The organism is Caldithrix abyssi DSM 13497 (genome assembly GCF_001886815.1).
GTDB classification, from domain to species: Bacteria; Calditrichota; Calditrichia; order Calditrichales; family Calditrichaceae; genus Caldithrix; species Caldithrix abyssi.
In genome coordinates this window covers 2,474,902-2,498,723 of sequence record NZ_CP018099.1, presented here as the reverse complement: position 1 = coordinate 2,498,723, position 23,822 = coordinate 2,474,902, and the positions used below count along the sequence as shown (strand labels likewise).

The 23,822-nt window shown below is 45.0% G+C and carries 19 protein-coding genes; 5 read left to right on the top strand and 14 right to left on the bottom strand.

Annotation, left to right across the window (positions count from 1 at the left end; translation table 11 throughout):
• Nucleotides 1-153: 153 nt before the first annotated feature.
• From Cabys_RS09685 to Cabys_RS09655, 7 genes are all read right to left on the bottom strand, one after another.
• On the bottom strand, nucleotides 154-1,413 hold the full coding sequence (locus Cabys_RS09685) for a cysteine desulfurase (protein ID WP_006930154.1): 1,260 nt from the start codon (nucleotides 1,411-1,413) through the stop codon (nucleotides 154-156).
• A gap of 205 nt (nucleotides 1,414-1,618) precedes the next feature.
• Nucleotides 1,619-1,933: an SUF system Fe-S cluster assembly protein gene (locus Cabys_RS09680; RefSeq protein WP_006930153.1), complete on the bottom strand. Its 315-nt coding sequence runs from the start codon at nucleotides 1,931-1,933 to the stop codon at nucleotides 1,619-1,621.
• Between the two features lie 2 nt (nucleotides 1,934-1,935).
• Nucleotides 1,936-2,397 carry a Fe-S cluster assembly sulfur transfer protein SufU gene (gene sufU / locus Cabys_RS09675; RefSeq protein WP_006930152.1) on the bottom strand — a complete coding sequence of 154 codons (462 nt, stop codon included), beginning with the start codon at nucleotides 2,395-2,397 and terminating at the stop codon, nucleotides 1,936-1,938.
• 18 nt (nucleotides 2,398-2,415) lie between these two features.
• Nucleotides 2,416-3,741, bottom strand: a complete 1,326-nt coding sequence (sufD, locus tag Cabys_RS09670) for a Fe-S cluster assembly protein SufD (RefSeq protein WP_006930151.1) — start codon at nucleotides 3,739-3,741, stop codon at nucleotides 2,416-2,418.
• 21 nt (nucleotides 3,742-3,762) lie between these two features.
• A complete protein-coding gene (sufC, locus tag Cabys_RS09665; RefSeq protein ID WP_006930150.1) occupies nucleotides 3,763-4,500 on the bottom strand; it encodes a Fe-S cluster assembly ATPase SufC in 738 nt (245 codons plus the stop codon).
• Between the two features lie 24 nt (nucleotides 4,501-4,524).
• Complete coding sequence (gene sufB / locus Cabys_RS09660; RefSeq protein ID WP_006930149.1) at nucleotides 4,525-5,967, bottom strand: Fe-S cluster assembly protein SufB; 1,443 nt, start codon at nucleotides 5,965-5,967, stop codon at nucleotides 4,525-4,527.
• A gap of 39 nt (nucleotides 5,968-6,006) precedes the next feature.
• Nucleotides 6,007-6,522 (bottom strand): RrF2 family transcriptional regulator, encoded by a 516-nt coding sequence (locus Cabys_RS09655; protein WP_071777822.1) that lies wholly within the window; start codon nucleotides 6,520-6,522, stop codon nucleotides 6,007-6,009.
• Nucleotides 6,523-7,035: 513 nt separating this feature from the next.
• On the opposite strand from Cabys_RS09655, the gene Cabys_RS09650 reads away from it, so the two are divergent.
• From Cabys_RS09650 to Cabys_RS09640, 3 genes are all read left to right on the top strand, one after another.
• Nucleotides 7,036-7,785, top strand: a complete 750-nt coding sequence (locus Cabys_RS09650; RefSeq protein WP_006930147.1) for an outer membrane lipoprotein-sorting protein — start codon at nucleotides 7,036-7,038, stop codon at nucleotides 7,783-7,785.
• A gap of 114 nt (nucleotides 7,786-7,899) precedes the next feature.
• The gene (locus tag Cabys_RS09645; protein ID WP_006930146.1) at nucleotides 7,900-9,114 is read left to right on the top strand and encodes an ABC transporter permease; all 1,215 of its coding nucleotides are present in this window, start codon (nucleotides 7,900-7,902) and stop codon (nucleotides 9,112-9,114) included.
• A 12-nt stretch (nucleotides 9,115-9,126) separates the two neighbouring features.
• Nucleotides 9,127-10,338: an ABC transporter permease gene (locus tag Cabys_RS09640; protein WP_006930145.1), complete on the top strand. Its 1,212-nt coding sequence runs from the start codon at nucleotides 9,127-9,129 to the stop codon at nucleotides 10,336-10,338.
• Nucleotides 10,339-10,385: 47 nt separating this feature from the next.
• On the opposite strand, the gene Cabys_RS09635 is transcribed toward Cabys_RS09640, so the two are convergent.
• Nucleotides 10,386-12,644, bottom strand: a complete 2,259-nt coding sequence (locus tag Cabys_RS09635; protein ID WP_006929874.1) for an IS4 family transposase — start codon at nucleotides 12,642-12,644, stop codon at nucleotides 10,386-10,388.
• Between the two features lie 71 nt (nucleotides 12,645-12,715).
• Here Cabys_RS09635 and Cabys_RS09630 point away from each other — a divergent pair, with 71 nt between their 5' ends.
• Both Cabys_RS09630 and Cabys_RS09625 read left to right on the top strand, forming a co-directional pair.
• Nucleotides 12,716-13,399 (top strand): ABC transporter ATP-binding protein, encoded by a 684-nt coding sequence (locus Cabys_RS09630; RefSeq protein WP_006930144.1) that lies wholly within the window; start codon nucleotides 12,716-12,718, stop codon nucleotides 13,397-13,399.
• A 59-nt stretch (nucleotides 13,400-13,458) separates the two neighbouring features.
• On the top strand, nucleotides 13,459-14,670 hold the full coding sequence (locus Cabys_RS09625) for a hypothetical protein (protein ID WP_006930143.1): 1,212 nt from the start codon (nucleotides 13,459-13,461) through the stop codon (nucleotides 14,668-14,670).
• Between the two features lie 219 nt (nucleotides 14,671-14,889).
• Here the strand turns inward: Cabys_RS09625 and Cabys_RS09620 are convergent, their stop codons facing one another.
• The 6 genes from Cabys_RS09620 to Cabys_RS09595 all read right to left on the bottom strand — a co-directional run bounded on the left by Cabys_RS09620 (nucleotide 14,890) and on the right by Cabys_RS09595 (nucleotide 23,660).
• On the bottom strand, nucleotides 14,890-16,203 hold the full coding sequence (locus Cabys_RS09620) for an OmpP1/FadL family transporter (protein ID WP_006930142.1): 1,314 nt from the start codon (nucleotides 16,201-16,203) through the stop codon (nucleotides 14,890-14,892).
• A gap of 51 nt (nucleotides 16,204-16,254) precedes the next feature.
• A complete protein-coding gene (locus Cabys_RS09615) occupies nucleotides 16,255-17,004 on the bottom strand; it encodes a PocR ligand-binding domain-containing protein (protein WP_006930141.1) in 750 nt (249 codons plus the stop codon).
• 402 nt (nucleotides 17,005-17,406) lie between these two features.
• The gene (locus Cabys_RS09610; RefSeq protein ID WP_081475103.1) at nucleotides 17,407-18,582 is read right to left on the bottom strand and encodes a response regulator; all 1,176 of its coding nucleotides are present in this window, start codon (nucleotides 18,580-18,582) and stop codon (nucleotides 17,407-17,409) included.
• Between the two features lie 712 nt (nucleotides 18,583-19,294).
• Nucleotides 19,295-20,167, bottom strand: coding sequence for a carbohydrate ABC transporter permease (locus Cabys_RS09605; RefSeq protein ID WP_006930139.1), 873 nt, complete (start codon nucleotides 20,165-20,167; stop codon nucleotides 19,295-19,297).
• A gap of 36 nt (nucleotides 20,168-20,203) precedes the next feature.
• Nucleotides 20,204-21,508, bottom strand: coding sequence for an ABC transporter substrate-binding protein (locus tag Cabys_RS09600; RefSeq protein WP_169833705.1), 1,305 nt, complete (start codon nucleotides 21,506-21,508; stop codon nucleotides 20,204-20,206).
• A gap of 1 nt (nucleotide 21,509) precedes the next feature.
• Complete coding sequence (locus Cabys_RS09595) at nucleotides 21,510-23,660, bottom strand: CHASE2 domain-containing protein (RefSeq protein WP_006930137.1); 2,151 nt, start codon at nucleotides 23,658-23,660, stop codon at nucleotides 21,510-21,512.
• Nucleotides 23,661-23,822 lie beyond the last annotated feature (162 nt).

Genomic DNA, 23,822 nt, shown 5'->3' with positions numbered 1-23,822 from the left:
GCTAATTCTGTTCAATGAACGATGAAGGCAAAACAGACCTTACAAAAAGACAAACTTAATCAGGATTTTGCATCCTGATTAAGCTGAATTAAATATCGTCAACGAATGAATTAAAATAAGTGATGTAGATTGGAAACTGACCAGTAAAATTTTTCAGGGATTAAAAAATGTTATGGCTTCTTTCAATTGCTCCACAAAATAATCAATTTCTTCGAACGTATTGTAAAAATAAAAACTGGCTCTGGTAGTAGCGGCGATGTCCAGCTTACGCATGATGGGCTGTGCGCAATGATGACCGGCCCGCACGGCAATTCCCTGTTGATCCAGAAAGTGAGAAAGATCGTGGGGATGAACCTCGCCCAGATTAAAGGAGATCACGCCGCCCCTTTCCGGCGCATTGCCGTAGATCACAAGCTCGTCCAATTCGGCTAATTTTTTAAGGGCGTAAGTGGTCAGTTCCTGCTCGTAAAGGGTAATGTTTTTCATGCCGACGGCGCTTAAATAATCAACGGCAGCGCCCAGAGCAATGGCGCCGGCGATATTGGGCGTACCGGCTTCAAATTTGTAAGGAATCTCATTCCAGGTGGCGCGCTCCAGCCACACAGACTGAATCATCTCTCCCCCGCCCTGGTAGGGGTTCATGTTTTCAAGATGATTAATTTTAGCGTACAATACGCCAATACCAGTTGGACCCAGCATTTTATGACCCGAAAAAGCCAAAAAATCGCAATCCAGAGCTTGAACGTCGGTGGGCAAATGGGGAACGCTTTGCGCCCCGTCTAACAATACCGGTATTCCCCGGTCTTTTGCCATGCGGATAATGCGTTTAATGGGGTTAATCGTTCCAAAAACATTGGACATGTAGGTTAACGAAATAATTCGCGTTTTATTGCTCAGTATTTTTTCAAAGGCTTCAAAATCCAGAACTCCCTCACTGGTAAAGGGAATAAAGCGCAGTTTTGCGCCAACCTTTTGGGCCAGTATTTGCCAGGGAATGAGATTACTGTGATGTTCCATCTCGCTTAAAATGATCTCATCGCCGGCTGAGATGAATTTTTCGCCCCAGGCTGTAGCCACCAGATTGATGGCTTCGGTGGTGCCGCGCGTAAAGACAATTTGCCGGGCGCTGGGCGCGTTGATAAACCTGGCCACCTTCTGGCGCGCCTCTTCAAAGGCCATGGTCGCCGTTTCGCCTAAATAATGGATAGCGCGGTGTACGTTGGCATTCATTCCCTGGTAGTAATCAACAATGGTTTGAATAACCGCTTCCGGCTTTTGCGTGGTGGCGGCATTGTCAAAATAAACCAGCGGTTTGCCATGGACGATGGTTTCTAAAATCGGAAAATCTTTTCGGTATAAATAGGGATCAAATTGAACGGATGCCTGTGTCTTATCTGATATCTGCAAAACCATTCCCCTTCTTTTTCTATCGTTGCACTGTTGTATGGTTGTCTTTTTATTACCGTGCTCGGATTGCCCGGCCGGTTTTCGCAAATTTCAACTCATTCCCGATCGTAAAGCGTAAATGCGTTGTTCTCCGCAAACGTATTCCGCTCAATGAGTTCGAGAATGAAAATCGGATGTAACGAGTCAATCCTTTTCTGCCGTTTTAAGAACCTTACATGTATCCCAATTGCAATTTTGCCACTTCGGACATCATGCTCGGGTGCCATGGCGGGTCCCAGACCACATCGACCTGAACGTCGCCCACACCGGAAATCTGTTGAACGCGTTCCTTGACCTGCATCGGCAGGGATTGCGCAGCCGGACAATTGGGCGTGGTTAGGGTCATGGCAATCTTAATATTATTCTCTTCGTCAATGGAAATATCGTAAATCAAACCTAACTCGTAAACATCTACCGGAATTTCCGGGTCATAAACGGTTTTTAAAACTTTTACGACATCATCTTTAAAGATGGGATTTTTACTCATTATCATTCCTCCGTTGAAACATGATCATTTTGTTTACCGTGTAAAGCGTTGTGCAGGGTGTGCCAGGGCAACGTGGCGCATTTGACGCGCATGGGGAATTCCGACACGCCGGCAAAAACCGCCAGCTTACCCAATTTTTCCAGATACTCGGCCGGATCCAGTTCGCCTCGCACGATCTTTTGAAACAGCTCAATATACTGATCGATCTCCGAAACTTTTTTGCCCTTTATGAACTCGCTCATTACTGAGGCCGAAGATTTAGAAATAGCGCACCCTTTGCCTTCAAAGCGCACATCTTCCACGCGCCCATCTTTAATTTTTAAATAGATCACATAGTGATCGCCGCATAAAGGATTGTGTCCTTCCAGAGTGTGTGTCGCATCTTTCAATGATCCAAAATTGCGCGGCGAACGATTGTGATCTAAAATAATTTCCTGGTACAATTCCCGGAATTGATCGTCCATGGCCATTCCCTCTTCATTCTATTTGATAAAATTCATGCTCTCTTTAAATCGTTGTAAAATATTTTGATCCACATAATCTCTTACGGGTTTTACTTTGATCTGTTCGATAATACGTTCTGCAAAGGAATAAATCAACAGATTTTTCGCCCGATTCTCAGAGATTCCGCGAGTTCTTAAGTAAAAAATCGCTTCTTCGTCTAACTGCCCCACGGTGGCGCCGTGCGTACACTTTACGTCGTCTGCGTAAATTTCGAGCTGGGGCATGGTATCGATTTTAGCCTCGTCCGAAAGCAAAAGGCAGTTATTGGACTGGACGGCGTCGGTTTTTTGGGCGTCTCTTTCAACCAGAATTTTACCCGCAAACACGGCGCTGGCCCTGTCGGCTAAAATTCCCTGGTAGAGCTCATTGCTGGTGCAGTTTGGGCTGGCATGCTCAATAAGCGTATGATTATCGTGATGTTGCGTACCATGCGCCATGTAAAAACCGTTTAAAGAGGCATCGGCAAATTCCCCTTGCAAGGTTATTTTTAAATTGTTGCGCACCAGCTTTCCGCCCAGAGTAATATTGTTGGAAACATACCGGCTGCTGTGCTTTTGCTGAACCAGCACGTTGCCCACGTGGTAGGCGTTTTCATTTTCATTTTGAATGTGGCTGTGAATCACCTTTGCATGATTGCTCACCGAAACCACGGTCAGGGCATTGGTGAAATGGGGCTCGTCCGAAAAAGAGAGAAAGGTTTCAATAACGCGTAAAAACGAATGCTCGCCTACTTTGATGACGTTGCGGATGACATTATTGACCGTTTCCCCCTGCCCCATGGCAATATTGAGTACGTTTATCGGCACCTTTAAAACGGTATGATCCGGCACTTCGATGATAATACCGTCGCTAAAAAAAGCGGCATTTAAAGCGCTGAACACATTAAATTCATTGACTGCTTTTTCGTTTAATTCCGGCAACAGTTCTACTTTGTTGCTGAGCGCGTGATTAAGGGAACTAATCTGCACTCTGTCGTTCGATTCCGCCATAGTGGAAAGATGCGGCATAAAATAACCGTTGACAAAAACCAGGGTAATGCCTTCAAAGTTGTTGTACAAAAAGGGCTGAATTTGCTCGATCGACAGCGCCTCGCCCGCCGCTTTTTCGGCCAGGCGGAATTCCGTTTCGAAAAAAGGTTTTGGATTGGTAAAACGCCATTCTTCATCTCGCGATGTCGGTAATCCGCTTTGGCTTACAAATTCTAAAGCCGCCTTGCGCACCTGGTGCAGAGGATGCTTTTTTTGCCCGTTTAAACGGCTTTCAAATTGTTTAAATTGTTGTTTAATCACATCTATTGTTAACATTATAATATTACTCCTGCTCGCTTATTTTAACCAGTCGTAGCCTTTTTCTTCCAGCTCAAGCGCCAGCTCGCGGCCGCCTGATTTTACAATTTTTCCGTTGTACAGAACATGCACAAAGTCGGGAACAATGTACTGCAATAAACGCTGATAATGGGTGATGACCAGAAAGGCGTTCCGATCGTTGTGCAAATGATTAACGCCTTCTGCCACAACTCGTAAGGCGTCAATGTCCAGTCCGGAGTCGGTTTCATCCAGAATGGCCAGTTTAGGTTCCAGTACGGCCATCTGAAAGATCTCGTTTCTTTTTTTCTCGCCGCCGGAAAAGCCTTCATTAACCGGACGGTTTAACAAACTCTGATCCATCTCCACAATCTTCATTTTCTCCTTGACGATGGCCAGAAAATCGGCCGCGTCAATTTCTGGCAGCCCTAAATGTTTTCGTTTTTCGTTTAAAGCGGTTTTTAGAAAATACATATTGCTCACTCCGGGAATTTCCACAGGATACTGGAAGGCCAGAAAAATGCCTTCGCGCGCCCGTTCTTCCGGAGTCATCTCCAGCAAGTCTTTACCTTCGAATAAAATTTCGCCTTCGGTCACTTCGTACAAATCCCGCCCGGCCAGCACATTGGCCAGCGTGCTTTTGCCCGAGCCGTTTGGCCCCATAATGGCGTGGATTTCTCCGGCCTTAATGGTTAAATTTATTCCCTTTAAGATTTCATTTCCTTCTACATTGGCATGTAAGTTACGAATTTCCAACATTTCTATCTGTTCCTTTCTAAATTTTTAACCAACGCTACCTTCTAAACTAATACTCAATAGATTTTGTGCTTCCACGGCAAACTCCATGGGCAATTCTTTAAACACTTCCCGGCAATACCCATTAACAATCATGGAAATGGCGTCTTCAGTAGAGATGCCGCGCTGATTGAGGTAAAATATCTGATCTTCGCCTATTTTGGAAGTGGTAGCCTCGTGTTCCACTTTGGCCGTGGTGTTTTGCACCTCAATGTAAGGGAACGTATGCGCCCCGCACTTGTCGCCAATCAGCAAAGAATCGCATTGCGAAAAATTACGCGCATTGGTTGCCTTTTTGCCCACTTTAACCAGACCGCGATAGGAGTTGTCGCTTTTGCCGGCAGAAATGCCTTTAGAAACAATGGTGCTTCGCGTGTTTTTGCCCAGGTGAATCATCTTGGTGCCGGTGTCGGCCTGCTGATAATTATTGGTCAAAGCCACGGAATAAAATTCGCCAACCGAATTATCTCCTTTTAAAATGACGCTGGGATATTTCCAGGTAATGGCCGATCCCGTTTCCACCTGCGTCCAGGAAATTTTAGCATTGTCGTAACAAATACCGCGCTTGGTAACAAAATTGAAGATGCCGCCCTTGCCTTCTTCGTCGCCCGGATACCAGTTTTGTACGGTGGAGTATTTGATCTCGGCGTCTTTTAAAGCCACCAGCTCCACCACCGCGGCGTGCAATTGGTTTTCATCGCGCATGGGCGCCGTACACCCTTCCAGATAGCTCACATAGGCGCCTTCATCGGCCACAATCAACGTGCGCTCAAATTGACCGGTCTGGGCTGCATTAATCCTGAAATAGGTAGAAAGTTCCATGGGACAACGCACGCCTTTTGGAATGTAAACAAACGAGCCGTCGCTAAACACGGCAGAATTTAAAGCCGCAAAAAAGTTATCGGTGTAAGGGACAACCGATCCTAAATATTTTTGAACCAGCTCCGGATAGTTCTGGATGGCCTCGGACATGGGACAAAAGATAATGCCCATCTCATTCAGCTTTTCCTTGAATGTGGTGGCTACAGAAACGCTGTCAAACACCGCATCCACAGCAACCCCGGCCAGCATCTTTTGCTCCTCCAGCGGAATGCCCAATTTTTCGTAAGTCTTCAACAATTCGGGATCAACCTCGTCCAGACTTTTGTATTTGGGCGTGCTCTTGGGAGCGGAGTAATAGCGAATGGCCTGATAATCAATCGGTTGATATTTTACCTTGGGCCAGTGCGGCTCTTCCATTTTCAGCCAGTGCCGATAGGCCTTTAACCGCCACTCAGTCATAAACTCGGGTTCGTTCTTTTTCTTTGAAATCGCGCGAACGATATCCTCATTTAACCCCAGCGGCAACTCATCGGCTTCGATATCGGTTACGAATCCATATTTATATTCTTTTTTGGTGATCTCTTCGATTATTTTTTTCTCGTCACTCATCATCTCACCTCATTTTTATTAATATTTAACTTCTGATTGTTACATGTTTGGTTTAACAAACTGGCCTTTTTTAAGCTGTTTTTGCTCAAAATGATCTTTGGCGTTTTCATATTGTTCCCGATAAACCCAGGAGAAATCTCCTTTCATACGCGTCAACAAATCCTTTAAACTGATATTCCTTAATAATTGCATGAATTCTTCCTGAACATATTGCATGGGAGTCTGAATATTACAAAATAAAAACTGATCACAATCGCAAGGACGACCCGTATGGCAAGCAACCAGATGAAAGGGGCCGTCGATCGATTCCACCACTTCCAGCATATTTATTTGTTCTATCTTACGGGCTAACGTATAACCGCCTTTTACGCCCTGAACCGATTGCAATAAACCGATCTTTGCCAGTTTTTGCAATACCTTGCTCAAAATTTCCTGGGGAATGCGATACTCCCTGGCCAGCCGCCGGGCTGTCACCAGGTGATCAACTTCTCTGTAACGCGCCAGCTCAACCATGGCGATCAATGCATATTCCACTCTTTTACTAAACTTCATCATAAATACGACTTTTTCAGTCTGATTTAACTTTTAAAAAATGCGACTCATTTTGTCGCATTTAGAAAAACGCAATTTAACAAGGCAATTATTCCCTGTCAAATTTAATTTTTAAATAATTTCAGCCGTAATTATTTTTAAAAATTATGCGTAAAACAGATTGTTTAATTGGCTTTCCCAAAGAAATCACTCATTTTAAAAACCATAGTACTTTTCTCACCCTAAAGGTTTAACATTTGGATTTTTTCGTTTGTTGTGTAATACCTATTCTTTACCGGCGGGAGACAAAAACGTTCCCTTAATTGCATTCCATAAATTTGTTCGCTATATTTTTTTGGCAGATCGGTAAAACACCTATGCCGATGTCTGGAAGATAGCAGGCGCCGGCCGGCCATGCATTTTGCCTTACAGCGATTACCGCTGAGGATAGGATGAGCTTTGAAACGCCGGGCATGGCAAAGAGCAATAACGGATTGTTTTTATCGTGCCTGCACCATAACACAAAGGACGGATAATATGAAAACGGTTTATTTAAGCTGGATTTTAATTCTGTTAACGGCTTTTTCTCTGTACGCAGATGAGCAGGCTAAAAAGATCGTAAAGAAAGCAAACGATAAATTCAGGGGGCGGTCTTCGTATGCCGAAGCGACCTTAACGGTTGTAAAGCCGAATTGGTCACGCTCTTTATCCATGAAAATCTGGGCGCTGGAGCCCGATTATGCCCTGATCTTAATCACCAGCCCGGCGCGCGATAGAGGAACGGTAACTTTAAAACGCAAGCGCGAAGTCTGGAACTGGATTCCTTCCATTCGGCGCATGATCAAAATACCGCCATCCATGATGATGCAATCGTGGATGGGTTCCGATTTTACCAATGATGATCTGGTGCGCGAATCTTCTATGGTCGAAGATTACTTCCATAAGATCATCCGGCAGGACACATTTGCCGGATACGACTGTTATGTCATTCAATCGCTGCCAAAACCTGAAGCCAATGTGGTATGGGGAAAATTACTCTCCTGGATATCTAAAAAAGATTATTTATTTCTTAAAACGGAATATTACGATGAAGACGGACCGCTGGTCAAAACCATGGTGGCCAGCAAGGTCAAAAAAATGGATGATCGGATCATTCCCACCCATCTGGAATTGATTCCCCATAACAAACCGGGACAAAAAACGATTCTGGAATATCAAAAGCTTAAATTTAATATTAAACTCAATCCGTCCTTCTTTTCTCAACAAAACATGAAACGCGTGAGGTAGAGCAAAAAAACCGAAACATGAATTATACGAAGGATACCTACGACACGAATTGAGGCCTGGGTTAATATGGTCTTGTGGGGTAGGAATTAGTCGGATGATTGAAAGAGAGCAACCATGTACATTCAGTTAAGCTGGCGTAATATCTGGCGCAACAAAAAACGGACTTTAATTGCCGTGGCTTCGGTTTTTTTTGCCGTTATCACAGCCGTCAATACGCGCTCTATGCAGCTCGGGTCGTATGATTATATGATCCATTCCACAGCCAGGTTTTATTCCGGTTATCTGCAGATCCAGAATCCTCAATACTGGGAAAAACGTTCTCTGGAAAACTCGATGGTTCAGGATAGCCTGAATTTTGACCGCCTGAGCGCTCTTTCGCACGTGATGGGCGTTACGCCCCGTCTGGAGGCCTTTACCCTGCTCTCTTTCGGAAACACAACGCGCGTCGGGCAGGTGATTGGCATTGACCCCTCGCGAGAAGATCAAACAACAGGATTGCGTTCACGGCTGGTAGAAGGTTCTTTTTTAAATGAAGACGAATATGCGGCCATTATCAGTCAGGGGCTGGCGCGGATGCTGGGTCTTGCCATCGGCGACAGTCTGGTTCTTTACGGTCAGGCCTACCACGGCCAAATCGCGGCCGCTCTTTTACCCATAAAAGGCATTGTCCAATATCCCATCCGGGAATTAAACAACACCATGGTTTATTTGCCTTTAAAAACGGCGCAGGATATTTTTTTGATGCCCGGACGGATTACTTCCGTGGTGGTGCTGTTAGACGGGAATCGCCATCTCAATCAGGCCAGAAGTCAGCTTCTGAAAATCATACCGCAGCATTACCGCGTTATCGACTGGCAGACCATGTTGCCGGAATTATATCAGAGCATTCAACTGGATAATGTTTCGGGCATGCTGATGTTGGCCATTTTGTACGTTGTGATTGCCTTTGGTCTGTTTGGCACCATTTTGATGATGATTAACGAACGGCGAAAAGAATTCGGCATTTTAATTGCCGTTGGGATGAAAAAAAGCAGAATATTACTGGTAACCATGAGTGAAATCATTTTCATTTCTTTAGCCGGCGCCTTAAGCGGGATTCTGGGAGCGCTTCCACTGGTCTTGTATTTCACGCGTCATCCCATTCGTATTACGGGGGAGGCCGCCCGATCGTTTGAACTATTTGGTATTGAGCCGATTTTTAGTTTCAGTTCCGATCCGACCATTTTTTTCAATCAGGCGCTGGTGGTGTTTTTGATCGCTCTGGCCACATTCATCTATCCTGTATTTTTCCTTAAAAAACTGGAGCCGCACGAAGCGATGCATGCATGAAAGGAGGCAGCCATGCTGTTTGCCCTGGCCTGGAAAAACATCTGGCGTAATAAAACACGCAGCTTAATCGTTATTTTAGCCATTGCTTTTGGCCTGTGGGGCGGGTTGTTTTCTGGCGGACTGATGGTTGCCCTGGGAGATTCCATGGTCAAGTCGGCCATCGATCGCGACCTGGCGCACATTCAAATCCATCACCCCAAATATGATGAAAACAAAAGTATTCAAAGATTCATTCCGCAGGCGGAGGAGGTCCTTCTAAAACTCAAAACCGTGCAAGGCCTGGCAGGTATTTCTGCACGGACGCGTTTTTTGGGAATGGCGTCATCGGCAACTTCATCATACCCTGTACAGATTTGCGGCATTAATGCGCAACAAGAAAAAGAGGTAACCACAATTTATCAGAGGCTGGTGGCCGGTAGCTATTTTAATTCTCCAAAAGAGAACGCCATCGTGATCGGTCAAAAACTGGCTCAACGCCTGAATTTACGTTTGCACTCCAAGCTGGTGCTGGGCTTTGAAGGACTGGATGGCGAGCTGATTAACGTGGCCTGTAGAGTCGTTGGCATTTATCGAACAGAATCTTCCCGCTTTGACGAAAGCCACGTCTTTTTAAAAAGTGAATTTCTGGTCAGCAATATCGGCCGGCCGGCTATCCACGAGATCGCCATCCGGCTGAAAAATTCCAGTCAATTAACCGAAAAGACCAATCTGCTTAAAAGCTGGTTTCCTGACTTGCTGGTGGAGTCCTGGAAAGAACGCTCTCCCGAAACGGCCTTTATTTCTGACATGATGATTCTTTACACCTATTTTTTTCTGGTTTTCATTTTATTTGCCGTTCTGTTTGGCATTACCAATACCATGTTTATGTCCGTTGTCGATCGCGTTCGAGAGCTGGGCATGCTGATGGCCATTGGCATGAAAAGGATGCGTGTTTTTACCATGATTTTACTGGAGAGCATCATGCTTTCCATTACCGGCGGATTTGTGGGCGTCATTATTGGCGGCCTGACCATCTTTTTAACCAACCACACCGGCATTAACCTGACGATTTTCAAAGCCAGTCTTGAATTTTTTGGTTCAAGCTCGGTGCTCTATCCCACATTACCGCCTGAACTGTATGCCTATTTAACCATTCTGATTGTTTTTACAGCCAGCGCCGCGGCCATCATGCCCGCCATTAAGGCCATTCGCCTGGAACCGGCCAGAGCAATTCGCACGCTTTAACATAGACCATCAAGGAGCTGACCTTTACCCACACATAGCACCGTGGGTTATGGGCCGTCTCGGCTTGAAGTAAAAATAATATACATCTCGGTTGCCGTATCCAATCGCTGTATACCTCGCCAGAGCGTTACTGTGCCAGGCTCGCCATCACTCTTTCTGCCTAAATGGCCTCCGATCTGACCTACCATACGGATGGCTTCTCGTAAACTCATCGGCTCCTCCGGCGCTATGGGCGTCTTATGCACATAGCAATACAACGCTTTCCATTCCTCTTCTTTGAAAAATACGCTCGCCGGCGAATCCGGTATTTCACGACCTAACATGGTCATATGATAAATGCGCCAGGCTACAACCATATCCACGGCTAAGGCCGTCTCTAAACGATCCGCACTGCCTAATTGACGATCTTTTATGCGGCAGCCGCTCTTGAGCGTTCGATGATATATCTCGATACCCCAACGACGAGTGTACCACTGCACTCGTTGATAGGCATCAGTAAAATTCTCTACCGACACCGTGGTCAATAACATCCACTCTATTGGACTCTTAATATCAGCTGGCGGATCGACCTCTCGGATATAAACAGCCCACACCTTAATGGGCTTAGAGGACGAAAATCGTTTCGGCGGTTCTAAGTCTATCGACGAATAACGCAAGGACATCTTGGCCTCACGAGCCCTGATATTGCCCCTACGAGGAACATGAATTTGAAATTGACCGCGCTCTTCTTGACTGGACATGTAATCCCACAGATCAATTCCGGCCACTTTGCGATTGCGGCGCTTGCCCACGCGTACCAAAAGTCCTGCCTTGCTATCTTTCCTTTGAGCCTCATGAAATAATTCGTAGATATCCGCCTCTCGATCGCCCACGCTTACGATAAGCGTCTCCGGACATAACTTAGCGATCTCGTTGACCCGGCGATAACTACGTAACCATTTCATACTCTCTTTTTGCTCAATGGGTAATTCCTTCCGACGACGCGTCTTGCCTCGATCCTTCGGATCACGAGCCCATACCTGGGCATCCAATACGCCTAACGGCGTGCCATCCTCACTAAAGGCCAATGTATCATGTAAAATCAAGCCAATGCTCTGGTGATCTATATGGCTTGTCGGCCCCAAGTCTTTGGTCATGGGATGCGTGCTGTAGTCTAAAATGGTCGTGTCCTGAGGCGCTAAAACCACCTTGTGTTCTTTTATGCGATCTATCGTCGCCTCGGTATGTGCATCTAAAATAATATCCATGGTTACCTTCTCGTTTTGAAAAAATCGATAGGCGCCCATCGTGCGCGCCTTACCACCACAGGCCTCCGGAATGTTGGCCTGCGGCTTGTTGTAAAAGTCATCCGCTATGGCGTACAAACGCTGTTTGAGACGATTGTCATATAAGCGAATGCTGCCAAATTCCCGCTCCGCCCAATTCGATGAGTCTTTGATTAATCGTCCTTGGCCTAAACCGTCCGCACTCTCCTGACACAAAATCTTTCGCCAGTTCCTTTGCAATGGATAAAGAAATACCTTTTTGGCGATACCGTCACGACGACCGCTGGTATTTCCTACATAAAGCCAGTTGGAAGCCAGGTAACCGATGCCTTTGAAAACACTAGAATCCACATAACTTTCCACCAAAACCGGGCGATAACCATAACGACTCTCCCAATCGGTTCCAATACGCTGCAAGGCTTTACTCAACAGAAATGAAGCCAGATTCTTGACCTTAACCGTAGGTACGATCAAAAAACGATCATTACTGATCACATACTGGATATTCTCCCTTCGCGCCTTTTCGCTCCAGCCAATATAGGCATCCCTGGCTCGTAATTTATAAGTCGCTGAACTAAAGCCTAAAGCGCCAATATAGCCATACTTCTCGCTTTTTACAATATAGCGAATCTGAGCGCCACAAAGTTTTGCGCTTTTAAGGTAATGGAAATTCTCTATTAACTGAAACCATGCGCGCGAATCCTTGCTGTAGCGGCTTTTGATCGGCTCGATTACAATTTCGCCTAAAACCGATAAATGGCCTTCAATGGAGGCGATTGGAACATCAAGCTTACGCTTTTTCTTTTTTTCAAAAGCATAGCTTTTTTTTCGTTCTGGTAATTTGATTAAACCGCGCCGATCCAGCTCTAATAAGGCTTTACGGCAGCTCATCTCCTGGAATTTCCCATTGGGAGATTTCCAGTCCATCAGTTCGCATACCTCTCGTGATAATTTCCTACGAGATATCTGCGGCTGCCGGGCAATGATCGCATTAATACGTTTTAATATTGGTTCGCTAAAAATTTTCCCATATATTTGCATGTAGAAAATTTAACAAATTATTCCCCCTGTGTCAAGTGTGTGCCAGGTCCAGCATCAAGGAGAGAGTGATCATGGTATTGATTAAAATCGAAAATTTAAGCAAAGTTTACAATACATCGGCCGTTCCCGTCCAGGCCCTGAAGAATATTAACATAGAATTCGAAAAAGGCGAATTCACCGCCATTGTGGGGCCCAGCGGCTCCGGCAAAACCACCTTTTTAAACATGATCGGCGGGTTGGACCGCCCCACCGAAGGCGAAATTACCGTAAACGGCATTAAGCTAAGCGCGTTAAAAGGCAGTAAACTGGTGGAATATCGCCTGCACCATATCGGTTTTGTCTTTCAGGCTTACAATCTGATTCCCGTTTTTACTGCGCTGGAAAATGTGGAATTCATCATGTTGTTACAGGGCGTGCCAAAAGAGGAACGTCAGCGGCGGGCTAAAGAGTTGCTACACGCCGTGGGCCTGGCCGACCGGATGCACAATCGTCCAGGGCAGCTTTCCGGCGGGCAGCAGCAACGAGTCGCCGTTGCCCGGGCACTGGCTTCGCGACCACAATTCGTTCTGGCCGACGAGCCGACCGCCAATCTTGACTCTAAATCTGCTGATGATTTGCTGGATTTAATGGAAAAGTTGAACCGTGACTTTAATATGACGTTCATTTTTTCAACCCATGATGCGCGCGTCATTCGCCGGGCCAGAAGGGTGGTTACCCTGTGCGATGGTATGGTGGAAAAGGACAAAACTACTTAAAGAGCCATAATTCACAGAGCGTGATTTTATGACCGCCTGTTCAACGGAATGAGGGTTCAATGAGCATAAAGCATAAAATGTGCGGCAAGCCTGGCAAAGTTATTTTACTTTTATTTCTGCTCTGGCTAAAGCCCGATGGCGTTTACGCTTTTGACTACAGCTTTAGCGGTTATGTGAAATATCTGTATTCAAACACTAAACTGCCCTACTTCCCAAATCGCTTTAACGATCACTTGCTTCACAGCCGCCTGAACGGCCGCTTTTATCTGTCAACCAGCTTAACCTTTGTCGCGGAAACGCGCTGGAGAACGTATTACGCCGAAAGCATCGAGACCTTACCTTCTATTAAAAACCAGATCACGCAGGATTATCCTTTGATAGACCTCGGTCAAAAAGTTATCGATTCCGGGGCGTGGTTTAGCTATCTTGAATTAGACAGATTGTATCTGGATTATGCCGCAGAAAAATGGCAGTTCACCGCGGGGCGCCAGCGCATTGCCTGGGGCACCAGTCTGGTCTGGAATGTCATCGATCTTTTCAATCCCCTTTCCATTCTCGATTTCGATTATGAAGAGCGCCCTGGCTCGGACGCCTTACGCTTTCAATATTTTACCGGCTCTCTGTCGCGCTTAGAAGTGGCCTATCAACCCGCCCGTTCGCCGCAAGAACAGACTTTTGCCCTGTTGTGTGCTACGCATTACGGCGAATATGATTTTTATTTTTTAGCGGGCAGTCAAAACAAACGCAAAACTCTGGGCATGGCCTGGGCCGGGTACGTTAAAGACGCCGGTTTTCGCGGAGAAATTCGCTGGAGCGAAGCGCTTTACAAAAGCGGCAAACAACCACCACCTATTCCCTTTTTCCCCTCATTAACCGACAATAAAAAAAATATGCTGCAAATGGTTCTATCGGCCGATTACGCTTTTTCCAATTCTTTTTACGTTCATACAGAAGCGCTTTACAATCGCAGCGGCTTAACTCAAAACGCAGGTTTATACCAGACGCAGGCCCAACAGCTCGGATTATTAACCGTCTCACGCTGGTCGCTATTTCAGGAATTTGCTTACGATTTACACCCTCTGGTGCGGCTGGATGTTTTTGCGTTGTTCAACCCGAACGATCGTTCTTACCTCATTGCGCCCTCTGTTTCCTGGTCGGCGCTTACTAATTTAGATTTGTACCTCATCGGCTTTTTCAGCGGGGGAAATGCGCTGAGCGAATTCGGCAGTTTTGGGCGGGCGGCGTTTTGCAGACTAAAATGGTCGTTTTAAAAAAATAGAGGGTGTCTCAAAAGCGACACCAAATGTATATTTATAAAAAAATAGGGAAAAGTTTACAATAGCCCTCACCCCCCTTCCACCTCTCTCGATTTTCGGGAGAGGGAATTAAAGAGGGTGAGGGAAAGAAAAACTTTATAAAAATACATTTTCTTTGACTTTTGAGACAGCCCCTGTAATTTGCAGTGTACTATTTTTAACTCATTTTTACGTTTAGAATTGGTATCCCACGCCTAAACTAAAGGCAAAGATATCCATATTGTGCGTTCCGGGGACGGCATTGTATTCACCGGGAGATTCAATCACACGTTCCTGACCATATAAATATTCTAAGCCAGCATCAAAACGTAGGGCGCTCATTCGATAAGAGCCGCCAAGGGTGAACGCATTGTAGGTAATACTGGGGAAGAGAATATTGTAGGTTTTATCAGGAGCCGGAGCGGGATCATAATACCAGCCGCCGCGCACAGCCATATCTTCGTTCAATTTGTATTCGGCGCCTAAACGAATTTGCAGGGCATTTTCCCAGTAAAGATGGAAGATATTTTCACCGGTTGCTTCGCTACCTGCCTTCCATGCAGCGTCTTTAAATTTAGTAACAAACGTTTCCTCGCTTTCTTTCCACTGGCTCCATTGCAGGTCGGCAGTCAAAGTAAATTTATCGGTGGGCATAATGGCCACGCCGCCGCCAATCCACATGGGCCAGGCCACATCGCGATCAAAATCGCTTTTAGTGGCAAAACCGGCAGCAGCCATGCCCGGATTTTCTGCCTCCCCGCTCATGGTTACATTCATTTTGGTTCTAAAACTCAATCCAAAATGAAAGCGTTCTGAATATTTGTACAGCATGCCGAGCGTGACGCCATAGCCCAAACCATTGGAGCTTTCTGAATATTGCGCAAAACCCGCCACCGCTCCGGTCATGGGGTCTCTTAGCGTGGCCGGACGTTTCAAATCGAACATACCATAAAAAATATTGACCGCCAGCCCCAGAGATAGTTTTTCTGTTGCTTTAAAAGAAATGGCAGGCGAAAGATTAACAACGCCAATTTTAGACATCCATTCATACGGGCCCATCGGCGTATCAGGAACCCCGTCTCCATTGGCGTCTACCATGGTAAAAGCCATTAAATCTTTGCCTTCCCATTCAACGCCCAAGCCAGCAGGAACATAAACGCCCAGGCCCATTTTTAATTTGTCGTTCAAGCGGCAGGTCCAATATCCCATCAGGTTGGGCGAGGCGTAGTGATTAATTTTAGATTTGGCATCAATACCGACCGCGTCGTATTTGTAAGTAGCCATGGGAATAATATCAGTTACAAAAATCCCCACATAAGCCCCATCTAAATGGATCAAGCCGGCCGGATTCCAGTAAAGAGCGGTGTAATCATCGGCCAGGCCAACAAATGCGCCGCCCATACCCAATGATTTGGGGCCAATGCTGTTCAAACTTAATCCGTTGGCAAACAAGCCAACCGGAAGCATAAAAAGAATCAACAAACAGGTCACAATACCCAAGCGTTTCATAACAACTCCTTTGATTGGTTAAACATTATAATAGATTTATGAGAAAACAACTTACTCTTCCTGAAAAGCGCTCAGTTGATGAATTTTATGCAACCTGTTTACCAGATCATTTCTTTCACTGGTTAGATCGATTAAGGATTGGGCTAAACGTTCTAACCATAGTTTTAAATTTTTGCGAACGCGCGGAGTCAATAAATACACCTGGTCTTCTAAATGCCTTAAATCTTTTTCCTTAAGGCCCAGCTTTTGGGCAACTTGCGGTATGGACGCTTGAAGGGCCTTTTTTTGCTCAGCAGATTCTACGAATTGCCCGCACAAAATATACGATTCGATCTGATTGGCCATCCGGATGCAGGCGACGGTGTAGTTCAAACCGGCATGACAGACATGGAATGGCGCATGGTTTCTTTTATTTTTAATGATTTTTTTCCAGCTTTGCCGACAAGCTGCCCTTCCCTCTGGCGTACTCTGTATTTTTTGACAAAAAGGGCTCGGATTGCTCGCCTGTGTTAGAAAAGTCGCTTCAGAATCGACCGCCACACAACTTACGCCGGCAACCTCACTGAATATATCTTGCAAACCTTGAATACAATGACCGGGAAAAATTTTAGCTTTGAGAAGAGTGGTTTTTTCCTGATGTGACTGTTCCTGAAGAAGGACATCGATATTTTTGCGCAGAAAACGCCAGTTTTTGCCAATTTTAATACCGCTTAAACGGCCATCCTTAAGCATTCGGTAAACTGTAGTCCGATCGACTTTAAGTAGTTCCTGTACCTGCCTGGCCGTTAGTAGATCATCCATTTCCTCAACCTGCCATAGTTTGCCATAATTTGCAACAGTAAATTATGGATTTAATTTTTTTCAGTCAAGACTTTTTTCCTTTTTCTATCTTTAATTCAAGATGATGATTATAGTTGTCCGGATGAAAACAGCACGCCAAATTTTGTTTTATTAAAATTACGTTGTTTGTTTTGCGATAGTGAACCATATCCGTCTCTCTCTGCAGAAGTGCTGCAAGTTCTTTTTTTAAGCAGCATTTCTCTGCAGTAAAAGAAAGCTTCAATTAAAAGTTTGAGTGATAATTTATGCCATGGACTTAAGTGAGATGTAAGTAATGTATTTTTAACAGTAAAAAGTTCGTTAAGAAATAAGAAACACCGAATGTAAAGTTTTCGTTCTGCGATCCAGGAGAGAATCGCCTGTTCAGGGTTTTATTTCAATGACAGAGAAACAGACGTCTTGCTCAGCAGGTTTTATTTGTTGATCCAACAACAAAACAAATTGTTGCAGATTAAATTCGCTTTTTTCGAGAGCGTCCATCAACACAGTTCTTAACCGCTCTATTTCCACAGGCTTTGAGTCGTTCTGGTACCAGGCAATCCATGTGTCGTGTTCCATGTCTGTTTCGATAGCCGTAATGAAATTTCTTAATTCGGAATTTACATCGATCTTTTTCCCGGACAGGGGCGTACTCTTCCCGTTTTTGAAGATAACTAAAGGTTCGCGCTGATGTAATCCCAAAAAATAGATTTTCTGTTTTTCAAAATTGAGAACAGATAACCCGAAAGTAAAAGGCACCTGATAAAAATCCGGAGAAAACTTTTCTAAGAGCGTTAAAAACAGTTGGGTTAAAACCGTGGCATTGATTTCGCCGACGTCGCCAATAGAGAGGAGATATCCTTCTAAAAATTTTTGAACCAGTTGTTTTACAATTAAGGTCTGATAGTCTTTGTTAAAGCCGTTGTAATGCAACAATACTAACATCTTTGGAGAATGGCTAACCGGAATGGCGGTTCGAGTGATGGGTTGCCGGTCGTTTTTAGCCATGGAAAATAGCTCATATTGCTCTTCTTTTACATGGAAAATGTAGCCGTCAATTTTCCTCAAATAGTCGATTGTTTTTTTCTCTTTCTCCGAGTTTGTTCCTTCAGCCTTAATTTTTTCCAGTTCGTTTTGTAATTTTTGATTTTCGCGCATCAACCGGATTACCGCTCTGCGCGAGGTGAGATGAGTTCTTACGCGGGCGTTTATTTCAAGGGGATTGAAAGGCTTGGTCAAATAGTCAACCGCGCCCAAAGCCAGCCCTTTGGCCTTATCGACAGCTTCGTTGCGGGCGGAAAGGAATATGACGGGAATATATTGAGTGTTTTTATTTTCCTGTAATTTTTTACAGACCTCGTACCCATCCATGTCCGGCATCATAACATCCAGAAGGATCAAATCCGGAAGAACGGAATTGGCCAATTCCAGCGCCTGCTGCCCCGAAGAGGCCGTGTAAATTTCATAGTCGCTATTGATTAAAGCGCTTGATAATAATTTTAAGTTAATCGGATTGTCGTCAACCGCTAAAATTTTAAACTTTTCTACCATTGTTCCCATGCAACTTTGTTTTACATCCTGATTGTCGGTAAAAATGTGAAAATATTGAGGCTAAAATGGAAAGGAGACCATACATTTGCAATGATCCTTTACGAATTAAAGCGTTGGAAATACCTCCCAACGCTCAGCGTCCCCTCCCCAGGTTTATTCCAGGAGAGAGAGGAAAAGGCTAATATGGGAAATGATTACCAACGTTGGAGAAGAAAAAAGTTAAGAGGTTTTGAGGTAGTTTTTGAACCTTGATTAATAAGATTACAGGATTAACTTGATTTTTTTCACTCGTGAAAGTTTACGCTCAATTTTAAGGCGAAATTTTGTAAACATAAAAAGCAAATCATGGAAATCCAGAATTCAAGTAAATCATGGTTCAAAATTGATTGGCCGCCGGCCTGTCATTCCTTTTCTCGCATTTGCACGAAGCTGGCCAGCGCGGGAATCACTTACGCCGTTGAAAATAATCTTCCACGCTCAGCGTACCCCTCTCTTAGACTTTTATTCTGGGAGAGAGTGCAGGGGATGAAGGCAATTATGGGAAACAAGAAACTATTTTTAATTTAAAACATTCTTTGCGCCCTTTGTGATTTCTCTGCGCTCTCAGTGGTTGTTTAATCATTTTCTGCGATGCTTGGCGTAATTTGCGAGAAAATTACTTTGCGGGCGTTGCGGTTGATTTTGGTTGCGGCTTTGCGTGTGCGGATTTGGTTCATAAATTTTAACTTAAGACCTTAAATTTTCGGTGCAGGACATAAACATAAACGCCGCTTAATAGAGCAATAATCCAAAACATGGCCACGGATACTGCCGAGCCGTAACCAAACTGCAGCGTCTGAAAAAGCAATTTATAGGCATAAACGCTCATCGTTTCGCTGATGTTTGCCGGCCCGCCGCCTGTCATGACGTAAATCAGATCAAAAATACGAAAGGCATCCATCGTCCGAAAGATACCAACGATTAAAATAATAGGGTAAATTAGAGGAAGGGTTATGTAAAACAAACGACAAAAGGCTCCGGCGCCGTCAATTTTGGCCGATTCGTACAGTTCTTCTGGAATGGTTTGTAAACCGGCGTAGATCAGCAGCGCGGCAAAAGGCGCCGTTTTCCAGACATCGGCCAGGATGATGGCCGGCAGCGTCCACAGCGGATGCCCCAGCCAGTTCACCGATTCGTTTAACAGGTTGACCGACTGCAGCAAATAATTCAAAACGCCATATTCCGGATTATAGATCCACTCCCACATTTTGGCAGACACCACGGTGGGAATGGCCCAGGGAATCATCAGCGTTATTTTAAGCAGGGCATTGCCGGGAATCTTTTCTCTCAAAAGCAGGGCGAATCCCAGCCCGAGCAAAAGCTCCAGCGGCACCGAAATCAAAGTAAATTTGAGGGTGGTCCACAAACTCTGCTGGAAACGAGGATCGCGCAACAGAAAAATGAAATTATCCAGACCGATGAATTCAGAAATTCCAAACACGGGCATCTTGCGCATCATTCCCAGCGCAAATCCATAAAGCAACGGAAAAACCGTAACCAAAAAGGTTAACAACAATGCCGGCAGTAGAAAATAGATAATGGATTTTGACTTCATAATCACAAAAATACTTTTTCCCGCAATAAAAACAAATTATTTTGACTTTTTATCAAAGGCCAGTTTTTCAATTTCCAGAACATGCTCAATCTGAATTTGGGCCGATTCCAGCGCAGGCTCTACTGCTCTTATATTGGAAAGAATGGCGGAGAATTCGATTTGTAGAATTTGAGAGATTTGCGGATAAAGCGGCGTTACGGGACGGGGAACGGTATTTTTCAGGATCGGAAATAATTGCACAATAAACGGCTGCTCTTTAATCAATCGTGGATCTTCATAGAGCGGTTTACGCGTCGGTTTTGTTCCCACCTGAATGGCGAACTGCAGCTGCACCTCGGGACTGGCCATAAAACGCACAAACCTCTTTGCCAGCTCCTTTTTTTGTGAAAAGCGGTTTACGGCCAGCTGCCAGCCGCCCAGAGTGCTCTTTCCGTTAATACCGGGCAAAGCAGGCATGGGCGCCGTTCCCACCATTCCCCGCACTTTTGATTCTTCCCGCTGAAAAAAAGTCCAGCAATAGGGCCAGTTGCGTAAAAAAACGGCATTCCCGTTTAAAAAGCTGAGGCGCGTGCTTTCTTCGTCAGCAGAAAGCACCCAACGCGGAGAGATGCGATGAGTATAAATACAATCTTTTAACCAGTTCAGCGCCGAACGCACCGCATTGTCTGTAAGACGTACCCGGCCGTTTTCATCTAAAATTTTCCCGCCAAAGCCAGAGATCACCTCGTTTGCCGTACAAATCAACCCTTCGTACTGTTTGCCTTGCCATAAAAAGCCATTTAAAGTGGGATTCTGTTCTCCATTTAAAATGGTTTGCGCCTGATGCACCAGATCATCAAAGGAGACCGGAGGCGAAAAACCATACTTTTGCAACAGGTCTTTTCGATAGTACAAAACCCCGGCGTCAATGTACCAGGGAACGGCATAAAGTTTTCCCTGATACATATCGGCCCGAAGCGGAGCGCTGAAAAACTGAATTCGTTCCTCTTCAGGAATCAGCGCCGAAAGGTCTTCCAGCCAGCCCGCCAGGCTGAACTCCGGCGCCCAGATCACATCTATTAAAAAGACGTCAAAATCAGCGGAACCGGACTCCAGACTGGTGACATAAAACTGGTGTTGAATATTGGAATTGGATGGCAAGATTTCTTCTTTAACCTTAACGCCCGGATTCTGCTTTTCGAATTGGAGTATGGCCTGCTGAAAGGCATGACGCGCATTAGCCAGTTTAAAATGTTTAAAAACAATGGTAGAATCGTTTTGCGCTTGCTGCGTTTCGCTTGCGTTTTTTTCCACCGTACAGGCAAAGATGAAGACAAACGCAACGATCAATAAAAGCTGCATCTTATTTTGTTGTTTGGGTATAAACGCCATCCCAATCTTCCGCCGGTGGATTTTCTTTAAAAAAGTTACACCGTTCAAGGTAACACTGAGAAGGCCCATCATTTTCGCGGATGGCCAGCGCCTGCATAAAGTAATTAATGGCCGAATCCCAATCGCGTTTGAGGTAGTGGTTCAGACCTTTTTTGAACAGATCGATCACGCGCAACATGTCGTCGCTTAAGCCCTTTTCGCTCAGGCCAACCAATTCATATACCCAAACTGGTTCGGTTTTGCCCTTAACGCGCAACAGATCAAGGGGCCTTACGATTATCGTATCTCCTGCTTTTTTGACCGTTCCTTCGCCAATCATGATATTCGTGCCGTAAATCTTGTTGGCCGGTTCCAGACGGGCGCCCAGATTGACGGCGTCTCCCATTACGGTGTAATCGAAACGGCTTTCAGAGCCCATGTTTCCCACAACCATGGGACCGGTGTTGATGCCAATGCGCATGTACAATTCCGGTCGATTCTGGCGTTTCCATACCTCCCGCATGGCGCTCAGTTTTTCCTGCATTTCCAGGGCCGTGGCGCAGGCCTGATAGGCATGATTTCCGCGCTCAATGGGCGCGCCAAAAACAGCCATAATGGCATCGCCTTCGTATTTATCAAGCATACCGTCATACTTGAACACGATATTGGTCATCTCGGTCAGATATTCATTCAGCAATTGAACCAGTTCTTCCGGCTCTAATTGTTCGGAAATGGTCGTAAAGCCAGCCACGTCGCTGAACAGAACCGTACATTCTTTTTTCTCGCCGCCCAATTTGATTTTCTCAGGATTGGCCAGCAGTTCATCCACCACCGATTTAGTAACAAAATGGGAAAAAGTAGAACGAATAAAACGTTTGTCTTTTTCTTCTGTAATATAACGGTACACATAAATCAATGAAAAGCTTAATAAAATGGTCATTAATGGCGCAATAATCTCTATCCAGTAATTCTGTTCAAAAAAGATGATGGTTACCACGATGACGTACAAAAATCCAAGCACAATGCTAAAAGCAACGCTAAACAGGGGTTTGGTTCTGATTAAAATAAGGCCTAAAACAACCCCAATGAGTATCAGTAATAAAAGCGTTGATTTTTCGTTCATTTTGGTTATAAAGTTTTGATTAATAAGCGTGTAAATAATATTGGCGTGAATTTCCACTCCGGGAAAGGCGCGTTGAAAAGGAACATTTCTTAAATCGTACAAGCCGGCCAGCGAGGTGCCTAAGAGTACGATTTTGTTTTTAAATATTTCCGGGGGCAAATTGCGTTCTTCGGCCTTCAGCACATCGTAAAAACTAATGTATCTAAACGTTTTAAAAGGTCCTGCCCAGTTAATGTACATATTGCCGTATTCGTCCGTTGGGATGCCCATCAGCCGTTCATTTTCTCGATATAAATTCATTACCTGATTGCGGACATCAAATAACACAGAATCCACACCCAGGGCATCCATGAAAATTTTAAATCCAAGTGTGGGATAAAGATGGTGGTTAAAATTGGTAAAAAGATGGATCCTGCGCACAATGCCGTCAATATCGCCATTAAAATTTACATGTCCCACCCCCCTGCTGGCATTTAACAATTCAACAAAGCGGCTTTCCATGCGCTCTTCTCTTCTGAATCGAGAAGCGTTTTCCAGCGGCATGGTGTAATAAAAACGTTCGGCTTCAAATCCTTCCGGTTCAGACTTCATAACCGGCAACCAGTTATCGGAATCCGCTTTGGCAAAATAGATGGCCGTGTACACATTTCCTGCTTCGCGCACGGTCCGCACAAATTCCCGATCCTGATCTGGCTGCCAGATATCCCGGTCATACAAAATATCCAGCCCGATGGCCATGGCGCCCGCACGATGCAAAAAATCAACGATCTGCGCATGGTATTTACGCGGCCACTGCGAATACTTCCCTAATTTTTGATTGGCCCGTTCATCGATATCGACAATAATGATGTCATCAATGGTGGGACGTTTCTCAAACTTCTTTTTAATCCGCCAGTCGTAGGTTTTGGCTTCGTAGGTGTAAAATAGATCATGCGCCGTATAACGGGTGATTAACCAGACCAGCAGCGCGGCAAAGACGCCCAGTCCGGCGCCGATTAAGGTTTTTTTAAGCCACTTCATGCCTCATTCTCCCATGGATTCCGTTTAAATAATCCTTCGTCAAAATACGCTTAAACTTTTGGTTTTATTTATGCCGCCAATATTCAGGCGCCTTTTAAAAGACTTTCGATTACTCACGGGATTACATTCATCCTTTAGGATTTCCTGCGCAGATGTTAAAGC

Excerpts from the sequence above, each read along its gene's own strand:
- Cabys_RS09685 (WP_006930154.1), bottom strand. The coding sequence starts at position 1,413 with ATGGTTTTGCAGATATCAGATAAGACACAGGCATCCGTTCAATTTGAT.
- Cabys_RS09680 (WP_006930153.1), bottom strand. The coding sequence starts at position 1,933 with ATGAGTAAAAATCCCATCTTTAAAGATGATGTCGTAAAAGTTTTAAAA.
- sufU (WP_006930152.1), bottom strand. The coding sequence starts at position 2,397 with ATGGACGATCAATTCCGGGAATTGTACCAGGAAATTATTTTAGATCAC.
- sufD (WP_006930151.1), bottom strand. The coding sequence starts at position 3,741 with ATGTTAACAATAGATGTGATTAAACAACAATTTAAACAATTTGAAAGC.
- sufC (WP_006930150.1), bottom strand. The coding sequence starts at position 4,500 with ATGTTGGAAATTCGTAACTTACATGCCAATGTAGAAGGAAATGAAATC.
- sufB (WP_006930149.1), bottom strand. The coding sequence starts at position 5,967 with ATGAGTGACGAGAAAAAAATAATCGAAGAGATCACCAAAAAAGAATAT.
- Cabys_RS09655 (WP_071777822.1), bottom strand. The coding sequence starts at position 6,522 with ATGATGAAGTTTAGTAAAAGAGTGGAATATGCATTGATCGCCATGGTT.
- Cabys_RS09650 (WP_006930147.1), top strand. The coding sequence starts at position 7,036 with ATGAAAACGGTTTATTTAAGCTGGATTTTAATTCTGTTAACGGCTTTT.
- Cabys_RS09645 (WP_006930146.1), top strand. The coding sequence starts at position 7,900 with ATGTACATTCAGTTAAGCTGGCGTAATATCTGGCGCAACAAAAAACGG.
- Cabys_RS09640 (WP_006930145.1), top strand. The coding sequence starts at position 9,127 with ATGCTGTTTGCCCTGGCCTGGAAAAACATCTGGCGTAATAAAACACGC.
- Cabys_RS09635 (WP_006929874.1), bottom strand. The coding sequence starts at position 12,644 with ATGCAAATATATGGGAAAATTTTTAGCGAACCAATATTAAAACGTATT.
- Cabys_RS09630 (WP_006930144.1), top strand. The coding sequence starts at position 12,716 with ATGGTATTGATTAAAATCGAAAATTTAAGCAAAGTTTACAATACATCG.
- Cabys_RS09625 (WP_006930143.1), top strand. The coding sequence starts at position 13,459 with ATGAGCATAAAGCATAAAATGTGCGGCAAGCCTGGCAAAGTTATTTTA.
- Cabys_RS09620 (WP_006930142.1), bottom strand. The coding sequence starts at position 16,203 with ATGAAACGCTTGGGTATTGTGACCTGTTTGTTGATTCTTTTTATGCTT.
- Cabys_RS09615 (WP_006930141.1), bottom strand. The coding sequence starts at position 17,004 with ATGGATGATCTACTAACGGCCAGGCAGGTACAGGAACTACTTAAAGTC.
- Cabys_RS09610 (WP_081475103.1), bottom strand. The coding sequence starts at position 18,582 with ATGGGAACAATGGTAGAAAAGTTTAAAATTTTAGCGGTTGACGACAAT.
- Cabys_RS09605 (WP_006930139.1), bottom strand. The coding sequence starts at position 20,167 with ATGAAGTCAAAATCCATTATCTATTTTCTACTGCCGGCATTGTTGTTA.
- Cabys_RS09600 (WP_169833705.1), bottom strand. The coding sequence starts at position 21,508 with ATGCAGCTTTTATTGATCGTTGCGTTTGTCTTCATCTTTGCCTGTACG.
- Cabys_RS09595 (WP_006930137.1), bottom strand. The coding sequence starts at position 23,660 with ATGAAGTGGCTTAAAAAAACCTTAATCGGCGCCGGACTGGGCGTCTTT.